This is a genomic window from Amedibacillus dolichus DSM 3991 (genome assembly GCF_000154285.1).
GTDB classification, from domain to species: Bacteria; Bacillota_I; Bacilli_A; order Erysipelotrichales; family Erysipelotrichaceae; genus Amedibacillus; species Amedibacillus dolichus.
Genome location: NZ_DS483477.1, coordinates 275,312 through 287,198, shown reverse-complemented (window position 1 = coordinate 287,198; position 11,887 = coordinate 275,312). Strand labels below are relative to the sequence as shown.

The window sequence follows — 11,887 nt, the reverse complement described above, 5'->3', positions numbered from 1 at the left end:
ATACGAAGGTAACAATATCCAGCTTTGTAATTACTACAAAACATAGTAAACTTTTCTAATATGTATATACGTACACATCACAGCGGAAACAGCAATTCCTTGGGGTAAATACTGAAAACCGCCTCTTTTTGGCGGCCAAAGGACTGCCATATAAGCCTATTCCCACTATAATCATATGCTCCCCCATGCATCGTCTTGGATAGGATCGCCCCTAATAATATATCCCGTATATTTCTTGTATCACAAAAACACGCAAGCGCCCTTCCATACAAGCATTCCAGCAATACCTGTGGACAATTTCGCTCCTCCTCTTGATCATCAAGCACTATATATCCCTTTTCATGAAGCTTTTCGATATATTGCTCGGACAATCTTGCATTCTTATACACCGTAAATGGTGCATGCTCCTGACGTTTTCCACACAATTCTTCCCCCATACACGGCTGCATATCCATTACCCTGTGATATTCTTTAGGAGGCATTCCCTCACAATACCCATAAAGTACGTCTTTAGCAGGAAAATAAACGATTGCCAGCTTTACATCACCTTGTGAAATAATAGCACTGCATATAGAATAGCTGTCCTTTTGCTCCAAGTATTCCAAAGTTCCATCAATTGGATCTAAGATAAAGCTTATATCGTACGAGGTATTGGAAAAGGCCTTTACCAGCTCTGTTTCTTCCTCGACATCTAAGGATAAAAGGGTTCCGTATTTTTCTTTCAAGGCTGCTAAAAAAAGCTCCTGTACCATTTCATCTGCCTTTGTTTTCGCCTCACGCATCGCTTTATGACGCAAATCCTCACCGATGATTGCCTCTACCTGCTTTCCCTCATTCACAATCCCATTTTGTAGCTTTAATGCCAGCTCTCCTGCCTGTTTACTAACATGAAACAGACAATCATACAATTCCTTATAATCAATCATATTCTTCTATAAAAAGCAGACTTACGCCTGCTTTCCTACTCCTTCTTATTTTCCGTTTGTTTCTTCTGGCACAAATGACGGTACCACAGCACTTGCTTTTTGCATATTTTCACTACGTACCTCTGCCTTTTGTTTCTTGATAAAACGATTGACCTTTTCCATCAATTCTTCATCATCGCTACCAATCACGACACCCTTGCCACTTTGAAAGCCTTGCTTAGGGGCAAAAGAAACGATCGCAAGATCCGAATTCTGTTTTACGATTTGTTCGGCAATCTTGCTCTCTGCCACAAACGCATCTAGCTTCTTTGCCTTCAGATCGGCAATCAATTGTGCATAGCTATCACGAGCATCTTCATGTTTTACGCCTTTGATTTGTTCGATTGCACTATCGAAAAAAGTTCCACCTAAAGAAGCAACCTTTGCCTTCTTAAATTGTGAAAGCTTACTATAGCTGCTGCTTTTATCGTCCTTACGTGTAAGCAAGCAAATACCACTTTCAAAATATACATCAGAATACACAAGGTCGTCTTCCTCGCTGTTGTCAAACAAAGCGCCCATTACCAAATCCACACGATCCTCATCTAAAGCCGTTGCGAATTCCTTAGTATCCATTTTTTTAATCACCAGTTCACGCTTCAAATCGGCAGCTAAATCTCTAGCAAGCCACACATCATATCCCTTCGCATAGCCGGATTTTCCATAGGCTACGGTATCATCGCTTTGTGTAGCAGACTCATAGCTATACGGTGCGCTGTTCATATCCATGGCAACAACAAGCTGCTGCTTTCCTGTATTTTGATCTACCTTAGGTTCTTCCTTGCCGCATGCTGTCAAAAGCATTGCACCAACCATAAAAACCATAACCAGTTTTTTCATAATACCCTCTTTTCTATCCTATCGGATCGGCTTTATTATATGCAAGATCCTTAGGAAAGTCAATTTTTCTTACGGAATCGACGCTTTTATCAAATATGAAAAACGTCCGTTTCACACGTTAGAACACTAGAAATGATCGCTGTTTTCTGCTCTTGTTTGATATTTACGCTGCCTCCATCGACACCACAAACATATCATCAGTAAACCGATTGCCGCACCACAGGCATCAATACAAACATCACTTAGCTGTGCACTTCTTCCCGGCACAAACAGTTGATGCATTTCATCACTGACAGCATAGATGACCGTAAGTCCATAAGCAAGCATATACGCCTTCGTAAAGTGCGCTTCCTTCATATACAAAACCCATAAAATACAAAGCAGTGCATATTCACTCATATGTGCGCACTTACGCACAACAAAGCTAAGCATTTCCAACAACGATGGAGACAACTTCTCAATATCCAAATGAAACAGCTGTTCCAGTAGTGTAATAACAAAATTGCTCGTATTGTTCGAAGTATCACCATTTTGCGCAGAAAATAAGAAAATAGCTGTCATACAGACAATACACAAGCTCAAATACCCATACTTCTTCAAATTCAATCACCATAGATTATTATAACAGCTTTTAAGGCTCTTGCGAATCCTTTCCAATCGCATCTAAGGTTTCAAAGCGATATCCTAGATCCTTCATAGCAACAATAAAGCTTTCGATTGCCTCATAATTTCCTCGATTGCTTGGGTGAAGCAAATAAATAGCTCCATTATGATAATGCTCCATCATCGTCCGCAAAGCTTCTTCCTTACTTACATCATCGCCATAATCATAAAAAGCATGACTCCAATAATAATTGCGGTATCCTAAATCCTGTACCATCTTCATGGCACGTTCACTGCCCCCACCACGCGGAAAACGGAAGATCTTAGGCATTTCTTCTCCGGTAATCTCCATATACATCTTTTCGGTTTCGGTAATCTCCTTCACAAACTTATCCACACTATGTGCATTAGCCAATGTAGTCATATCATAGTGATGCCATGTATGATTCCCAATCAAATTGCCATTAGCAACCAATTCCCTCACAAATTCTGCCTCATCACGAAGATAATTCAAGGTGAAAAAATAAGTAGCTTGAACATCGTGCTTTTTCAAAATTTCCGCAATTTCCTTACTATAGGTAACCTCATTTCCACCCTCATCAAAGGTTAGATAAATCACTTTTTCATCAGGTCCCTGATAATAGGTATCGAACTTTTTCAAATATGCAGCCGACTTCGCGCCTTTGTTTCGTTCATGCTTCTCACTTTTATGAAACCACCATTCCTCCATCGTATTGTCATAGGTGTCATAATTATAATGCAGCTTCAATGAGGTCGGATCCTCGCACACTTCTACACTTCGCGTTCGCTTACTTCCATTCCCACTGTGATCCTTGACATAATAATGAATCTTATAAATTCCCTTTTTATTCATATTCACATGGCTTTCCACCCGTACCTCATCACTTAAATCCCCATCGACATCATCGCTAGCCGCATAGCCGGATTCTTGATATTTTCCACCAAGAAAAACACGCACATGACTTGCTCCCTTTAACATGAGTTTAGGTGCTGTGCGATCTACCACCTTTACCTCTCGTACAACCTCCTTATCATGCTCCTTTAAACGATAAACAAGTTGATACGTTCCGATCTTTTCACAATCTACTTGGCCAAGAACCTCCACCTCATCAGATATATCCTTTAAATGATAACGGGCTTTGACAAACGGATCTTCAAATTCCTGATGCACATCAATTACCATCTGCTTATCTCCATTCAGCTTTAACAGCGGTGTAAAGCTACCACTAAAAAACACAAATTTAACGATAATCCCAACTATCAATAAAAGTACAAAAACAATTATGGAATTAACGATTATTTTACAGCGTTTACTCATTATATCACCTAGTTCATGGTATGCCTACACTCAAAACTTTATACGCGCTCTCTCTGTTCCTTCTTCACAAAGCAGAAAACGACATAAAAAATAAGAAATACTCAAGATTTTCTGGCTCTTTAACTTTTTTAGGGGTATGATTCCCACCTATAACAGTAAAAGGGGGGCTTTAATTTCCCTTTAACTTTAGTAGGGAGCATTAAAAAAGTCATCATTTCCTCATGGATTGGATGACCTTTTTGATATGTATACCTTATCTATGTTATGTTATTTTTGCGAAAAAACAATACTTACTATATCGCTAATGTCGCTATTGATTTATTTCACGCTTTTTACGATACACACCAATAACACTAATACCACAAATGATGGATAGCATTGTCCAAAAGACTCCATTTGTTTTATCGCCTGTTCCAACGCTTCCATTATCTTCCGGTTTGTTCGTATCCGGCTTACTTGGTTTATCTGGTTCATTTGGTATTATCGGTATATTCTTTTCTATAACAGTAACTTTAATCGTCTTAATACTTGAAGCACCCTTGCTATCCGTTACTTTATAAGTAACTTCATATACTCCTGCTTTACTTGTATTAACTTCATTCTTCAAGATTTCGATTTCTTTTGTTAGATCTCCATCTTCTTTATCTGTTGCTGTTACATCTTTCAACGAATCAAATGTATCTCCTACCGTTAATGTCTTATCACTTGCACTAATTGTTGGAATACGATTCAATTCTTCCATCTTCGGATTAACTGTTACATAAATTGTCTTAATACTTGAAGCACCTTTGCTATCCGTTACTTTATAAGTAACTTCATATACTCCTGCTTCACTTGTATTAACTTCATTCTTCAAGATCTCGATTTCTTTTGTTAGATCTCCATCTTCTTTATCTGTTGCTGTTACATCTTTCAATGGATCAAATGTATCTCCTACCGTTAATGTCTTATCACTTGCACTAATTGTTGGAATACGATTCAATTCTTCCATCTTCGGATTAACTGTTACATAGATTGTTTTAATACTTGAAGCACCTTTGCTATCCGTTACTTTATAAGTAACTTCATATACTCTTGCTTTACTTGTATTAACTTCATTCTTCAAGATCTCGATTTCCTTTGTTAGATCTCCATCTTCTTTATCTCTAGCTGTTACATCTTTCAACGGGTCAAATGTATCTCCTACCGTTAATGTCTTATCACTTGCACTAATTGTTGGAATATGATTGATTATACTTGCATTTTTCTTAAATTCCCATTTACCAACAAACTCTACATTACCTGTTACATTCTCATATTTAACAGGTGTCCAACCTTTGAAGCTCCATACACCGTCTGTAACTTTTACATCTTTATATTCAGTTTCTGGGGCATTTACTGTTTTCCCATGCTCAACACTTCCTACTGTAGGTAACATATCTAAGATTTCTTTTGGGACTTCTTTATCTGTATTTATAGATTCGAATTTGTAACTAACATCGTATTTTTTCGTTTCAAATATCCATGTTCCTGTAAATTGAATGTTACCATCTTCATTTGCACTATTAGCATTTGCTGTCTTACTATCAGCGTCATACCCTTCAAATGTCCATACTCCATCAGATACTTCAAGCTCTAATTGAGTTGGGTTCTTTGCGGTAATTGTATCTCCTTCATAATATTTTGTAGAATCTATAGGTAACAAATTAGTTATTTCAGGCGGAAGACTTTTGCCTCTTGTTCCACTAATAAAGTCGTAAATTACATGATAGTTAGTCGCAATTGGGCTTGCTTTAAATGTTACGGTTCCTGTAAACCATGCTTTGGTTCTTGGGTCCGCTCCATTATTGTTATTGAACGAAAATTTAAATTCTGCGCCTTCAAATGGGTTTTCTTGGCTACTGTCTACATCTCCTTCAGGAATAGAAATATAAGTTTTACCCTCAGATTGAGATGTGCTGTATGTCTTTGTCGTTCCGTTTGCGAATTTTAAGCTAACACTTGAAGTGTTCGTTAAAGATCCATCAATATCGATTGGCATAGGCAATTCAACTGTATACATACCATTTTGCAATGGAGTGATGACGGTTCGATCGTAAGTAATGTTTTGTTCTCTTGCCGCAAAGCCATAAACGGTGTTACCTGCAACAGCTTTTTGGTTTAAACTTTCATTTATTGGTCTTAAATCAAAAACTTCATTTCTCATTAAATTCAAAAAGTTTATTTGATTTAACTTAGATAATGGATCGATGGATTTAATTTTGTTTTGACCAATATTGATAGAAGAAAGATTCTGTTGGCTTTCTATTCCATCTAAAGAAACAATATTATTTGCCATTGCTTGCAAGTAATCTAAACTTCCAGCTGTAATCTTTCTAAACACTGTACAATCAGAAAAACCAGTACCATTAATCACAAGTTCTGTTAGGGCAGGCATATTAGCAATACTCTTAGTAACTAACTCCGCATTGTAAGCTGATTTAGGCATATTAGGTCTTTCGTTTAAATTGCTCACCCTAAATAATTTCATGTTAGGATAATAACCTTCTGTAACAGGTTCAATGGTTTCTCCTTCTGCAAGCTTTTTGCAATCATACAAATATAACCCTGTCGCATTTTTCAGATATTGCAATCCATCAAGTGATGTCGTATATTCAGCTGTCGTTCCATTATCACCATCCAATCCAAATGTAAAAAAACCCACAGACGGTTCCTTCGCTAAAATGTCTTGAGTTACATATTGACCGTCTTGATAACGGAATCCTGAAAACTCACCATATTCATTGATTAAATGTCTGCGCATTGCAATATCTTTAATCGATACTAAACCATCTACTGTAAAAGAGGTTGAAGTTATTTTGTTTTCACCATTCAAAATGTAATCGATAGTAAATTCGTATGTTCCGTTTTTATAAAAATAAAAGCTATATGTCCATTTTTTATTTTTATCGTCCTTTTCAACTTTAGAAAGATCTGGATATTGGCTTGCGGCACTAGGCGTGATTCCTTGTATCTCTAATCCTTCTTGATATGGAATCTCAACGATTAATTCCATTAATTGCATACCATTATAAGGAATAATGGAACGATCCGAAATCATATATTGCTTCGTTCCTCCAAAAAAAGGATTTGGATGTCCATCAAAATAAGTCGCACCTTTTAGCTGAATATCAACATCCAATTCAATATTTTGATTTGTAACCAATTCTTTTATCTTTTCTTCTAATCCTGATACCTCGACAGAAATTGTTTCTTCCTGTGGTGTTCCTTCCATTACATAATTTACTTTAAAATCATACTTTCCATTTTCAGATACAGTATAAGTAACCTCTGATAAGTCTTCTACTTTCTCTGTACCATCTGATAATGTTACTTTTTCTAACTGAATAGTTTCTGTTTCTGTAAACTTTATAGAAATCGTTGCTTCTGTTTTATCTTCATTCATTTCTTGTGTAGCTTCATATTGAAGTGGAGAAGTAGCTATTTCTTGAGCGAACATAGTTTGAGGTATCAAGCCCAATACCATAACTAGTGTAAGAAACCATGCAGTTATCCGCTTAGTCAGGTTCATTCTCATTCCCTCCTTATCTATATTTTTGAACCAAAATATATCTTAAGAGATAAGTGAAATGGTAAGTAAAGCAGACATATATTGCCATAGAAAGTAGACATTTTATCCCATTGGATAACAAGACTAATTTTAGAGAAAAACAGATAAATATCTGTTTTTCTCTATATTTATATTTGTAAAAGCTTAAATACATTTCATATTATCTCTACTAATAATTTTAACAACACTGGCAACAAAAGTCTACTTTCTATGGCAATATATGTCTACATTTTATTACATGAGAATCTAGTACTTTCAACGATCATTTTCATATCTTTTTATCCAATTAGTAAAAGTATTATGATTTGTATTTAACAATCTTGCTCCTTTACGTTTACTGATTTTATTTTCTTTCCATAATTGATAAATTTCTTCAAATTCATTTGGAATAGGTATAGGCGGTCTTCCAAATTGTATTCCTTTTTCTTTAGCAATCCGTATACCCTCAGCCTGTCTTTGTTTAGTATTTTCTCGTTCTACTTGTGCCACATAAGAGAGTATCTGTAAAACTAAATCAGCGATAAACTTTCCGGTAATCCCATTTACTTGGTTTCTGGTATCTAAAAGTGGAAAATCTAACACAATCATATCAATGTTAATCTTTTTCGTAAGATAACGCCATTGCTCCTGAATCTCGTCATAATCTCGCCCCAAACGATCGATTGATTTAATATATAACTCATCGCCTGATTCTAGTTTTTTTAATAGTAATTGATACTGTTCACGAAAAAAATCTTTACCGGATTGTTTATCTATAAACATATCTTTTTCTGAAATTCCAATACTTTTCATTGCCTCTACTTGCCTTGCAATATTTTGATCTTTACTTGAAACACGAATATAAGCATATTTTTTCATTATAATTCCTCCTAAAAGTTAAGTTATAAAAGAAATTATAAATTTTATGGACTATAAAACTTCAAACAACCAAATTATGAAAGCGTAAATATCCTTATTACAATGATATACATATCCGTTTACATTCTTGAAATCACACTAGTTTTATTTAGCTTAACCTTGCCTCTTTGATTAATATAGCTTACAATATCAAAAGTATTTTTCATATTGTAATCTTCAAGTAATTTACAATTCTTGTGCTTTGTAATATCAAATTTATCAGATAAGAATAGTCTAACATCTCTAAGTTGAAAGAAACATTTACTGCCATTCATAACAGTGATTTCATCTTGGCTCATCAAACTCTTACCTATTTTTTGATAATTGAGTCAATAACTATTTGTATTAGATTTTGTTTCTGATGTGTTGTATAAATTTTCAATAAGTAATGACAGTATTCCTCTCTCAAAAGTAATTACAAATCCTCTTCATTCGCTCCGATAATTTTGATTATTTAAATATGATATTAACAGGTTATTTTCTTCTGTTATCATTATGATAGAATGATAATAGAAGAAGGGTACTGTTATTATGAACAACAATATGAAGAAAAAAATATTATCTGCTACTGCATCATTAATCCACGCAACAACCATTAAAAATATCAATTCTGCATGTGTAGTTATTTGAGGACAGCCCAAAGAACCAAGTCCTCTAAAAAGATTTAAAAAACTAATTAGAAACATTTATAAGGAAGATAGTATTTCTTACAATGTCATTAACTTAAGAAGATGGATATATAAGATATAGTCCTTTCTTACTTTAGGGCAGATGAAAAAAAGAGATTTCTTATATGGTAGTTTCATTCAGCCATGTTTGAAATCTCCGATTTTTCCATTATCGAGTAAGAACCTTCAGACGATTTTATCTTTTTTATTCTAGAGCAATTTCAGCTGTTATAGCCACTGATAAACATTTCATACAGTAAATTTATTTTACAGTTTAACAAGAAACATTCAAATTGATACTGACTATAAGCCGCATTCTTCTTTTTGTGCATCATAGGTATAAACTTCAATCAGCTTTTCCGCGCAACGCAAGCCGTCAATCGCTGCAGATACGATCCCACCGGCGTAGCCTGCACCTTCCCCACAAGGATATACTCCCTCAATATCCAAGCACATACAATTTTCCTTCTTACGTTCAATACGGATAGGAGAGCTGCTTCTGGTTTCCACTCCGGTAAGAAGTGCATCTGCCATCGCAAAACCCTTAAGCTTATGATCGAAAGCTTGAATGCCTTCAACCATTGCTTCACAAACATAATCCGGTAAAATATCATGCAAATTCGCAAGTGTTACTCCTAAAGCGTAGGAAGGTCTTACATTTCCAAGCGCCATACTCGTTTTCTTTTGCAGAAAATCCTCGACACGCTGTGCCGGTGCCAAATACGTATGATGGGCAGCTTCAAACGCTTTTTTCTCAATCTTTTCTTGCAGTTGAATCCCCAAACGAGGATCATTACCAAAATCATCGGTATGTACTTGTACCAAAACGGCACTATTGGCATTTTCCCGATCACGTGCATGTTCGCTCATTCCGTTTACCACAATATGTCCTTTCTGCGATGTAGATGGTACAACTACCCCACCCGGACACATGCAGAACGTATAAACACCACGTCCGTTGCTAGCAGTATGTACCAAACGATATTCTGCTGCTTTTAAGCGCTTATGATCAGCAAACGTTCCATACTGCGCTTGATTGATCAGTGCCTGTGGGTGTTCGATTCTGGCACCTATCGCAAAAGCTTTGGCACGAATCGGAAAGCCACGCTCCATTAACATAGCAAAGGTATCGCGGGCACTATGTCCAAGTGCTAAAATCATTTGCTCACAAGGAATATATTCTCCGTTAGCAACAATTCCTCGAAGCATACCCTTTTCATACGAGATATCCTCTAGCTTGGTCTCAAAACGGATTTCTCCGCCTAAGCGGATAATTTCTTTACGAATATTTTTAACAATGCCGCGCAAAACATCCGTGCCGATATGTGGGTGAGCCTGATATACGATTTCCTTTTCCGCTCCGAAACGTACAAATTCTTCCAAAACCTTGCGTACACGCAAATCCTTAACACGTGTTGTCAGCTTACCATCGGAAAAAGTTCCCGCTCCTCCTTCACCAAATTGAACATTGCTTTCTTCATTTAACATTCCCGTTTTCCAGAAAGCATTTACACTTTCTACTCGTTTTTCGACACATTCTCCTCGTTCCAAAACAAGTGGACGATACCCCATTTGAGCTAATAAAAGTGCCGCAAACATTCCTGCCGGACCAAAGCCAACTACAATCGGGCGATGCATCAAACCGACAACACCTTTTTTCGGCATAGGATAAATTTCCTTTTTAGCTTTTACAACATCACGATAATGTCGCTTTAGCACACGCTCCTCTTGTGCAATACAAGCATCTACACTATACGTTATAAAAATATCATCTTTCTTACGTGCATCAATACTTTCCTTAACAATCTCATAGGATACAATATCTTCTAGCGCAATATGTAGTTTTTGTGCAAGCTTTTCCTTTAAACAATCCAGTTCTTCATCTAGGCTTAGACGCAGCTGTGATATCCGCAACATACTAATACAGTCCTTTCAAAATCGAAATCCTACGAGATAGCCATACAACCAAATAAGCAAATAATAGACTAGAAGCAGCACATAAACTATATGCCAGTAGGGAATTCATCTGTGGCGCAAGCCACAATATAAAAGTAATAAAAATGATGTGAGAGACATATACCAACAAAGACATTGCCCGCATCGTTCGATATATCTTATGCTGAGCTAACGTAATCTGGATCAAACATAAAAAGAGAAATGAAACACAAGGCAACAGCATAAAATACATACTGACAAGATCCTCCATGAAGCCAAAATAACGGATAAGACAACATTCGACAACATACAGGATAAAGGAAATAACAAAGCCCCAACATGCATAGCTCCTACTTGGATACCACTTTTTATTCGCAAAATAAGCACCGATGCTTACATATACCAAACCAAAAAATAAGCCGTTTCGTGTCGTTGAAAAGATACGTACATACCCTTCCCACAGCTTGTTTATTAAAGGTATCTGTTCATAAAGAAAGGGATAGATATTCCCAATCATGCCCAATATATACAGAGCTCCTCCCAAAGCAAGCAAGCCCTTGATTCGCAGCTTGAAAACTAAGAAATAAGCCAATACACTTGCAAATATCAATGCCGGTAAAAACCATAAATGATAATAGCTGCCATTAAATACTACATCGCGCAAAAAGCGTATAATGGAAACAAAGGTAATTCCATCACCTTTCATCATCAAAATATATACAAAAGGCAGATACAAAATAGTCCAAATGAAATATACCTTGCATAAACGCCATACATAGTGCTTCAATGCCTTCATATTTTCATAATCATTCCACTCTCTTTGCAAATCGATTTTCTGAAAAAACAAAAAACCGGAAATAACAAAAAACAAAGGAACAGCTAGTCGTGCAAGCACCTGAACAAGTACAAAATTCGCATCGATATTAACGTCTAGCAGTGGGCCGGTATGAATACAAATTACCAATAAGGCACAAATCAATTTCGCGACATCAAGCGCATAATAGTTTTTCCTTTCCATAGCTTTCCTCCCTTAAGTGAAAAATAGCCATTT

At 36.3% G+C, this 11,887-nt stretch carries 9 protein-coding genes; all 9 read right to left on the bottom strand.

Annotation, left to right across the window (positions count from 1 at the left end):
• Nucleotides 1-77 precede the first annotated feature (77 nt).
• The 9 genes from EUBDOL_RS08585 to EUBDOL_RS08545 all read right to left on the bottom strand — a co-directional run bounded on the left by EUBDOL_RS08585 (nucleotide 78) and on the right by EUBDOL_RS08545 (nucleotide 11,854).
• Nucleotides 78-926: an inositol monophosphatase family protein gene (locus EUBDOL_RS08585; protein ID WP_004800543.1), complete on the bottom strand. Its 849-nt coding sequence runs from the start codon at nucleotides 924-926 to the stop codon at nucleotides 78-80.
• Nucleotides 927-971: 45 nt separating this feature from the next.
• Nucleotides 972-1,805: a transporter substrate-binding domain-containing protein gene (locus EUBDOL_RS08580; RefSeq protein WP_004800542.1), complete on the bottom strand. Its 834-nt coding sequence runs from the start codon at nucleotides 1,803-1,805 to the stop codon at nucleotides 972-974.
• A gap of 126 nt (nucleotides 1,806-1,931) precedes the next feature.
• Nucleotides 1,932-2,405, bottom strand: a complete 474-nt coding sequence (locus tag EUBDOL_RS08575; RefSeq protein WP_040463677.1) for a VanZ family protein — start codon at nucleotides 2,403-2,405, stop codon at nucleotides 1,932-1,934.
• Nucleotides 2,406-2,436: 31 nt separating this feature from the next.
• Nucleotides 2,437-3,747, bottom strand: coding sequence for an immunoglobulin-like domain-containing protein (locus EUBDOL_RS08570; protein ID WP_004800540.1), 1,311 nt, complete (start codon nucleotides 3,745-3,747; stop codon nucleotides 2,437-2,439).
• Between the two features lie 310 nt (nucleotides 3,748-4,057).
• Entirely contained in the window at nucleotides 4,058-7,297 is a 3,240-nt protein-coding gene (locus EUBDOL_RS11050; RefSeq protein WP_004800539.1) for an SHIRT domain-containing protein, read from the bottom strand.
• Between the two features lie 294 nt (nucleotides 7,298-7,591).
• Nucleotides 7,592-8,194, bottom strand: a complete 603-nt coding sequence (locus EUBDOL_RS08560; protein ID WP_004800538.1) for a recombinase family protein — start codon at nucleotides 8,192-8,194, stop codon at nucleotides 7,592-7,594.
• Between the two features lie 119 nt (nucleotides 8,195-8,313).
• Complete coding sequence (locus tag EUBDOL_RS08555; RefSeq protein WP_004800537.1) at nucleotides 8,314-8,532, bottom strand: hypothetical protein; 219 nt, start codon at nucleotides 8,530-8,532, stop codon at nucleotides 8,314-8,316.
• A 672-nt stretch (nucleotides 8,533-9,204) separates the two neighbouring features.
• Nucleotides 9,205-10,818, bottom strand: a complete 1,614-nt coding sequence (locus EUBDOL_RS08550) for an NAD(P)/FAD-dependent oxidoreductase (RefSeq protein ID WP_004800535.1) — start codon at nucleotides 10,816-10,818, stop codon at nucleotides 9,205-9,207.
• 1 nt (nucleotide 10,819) lies between these two features.
• A complete protein-coding gene (locus EUBDOL_RS08545; protein WP_004800534.1) occupies nucleotides 10,820-11,854 on the bottom strand; it encodes an acyltransferase in 1,035 nt (344 codons plus the stop codon).
• Between the last annotated feature and the right edge of the window lie 33 nt (nucleotides 11,855-11,887).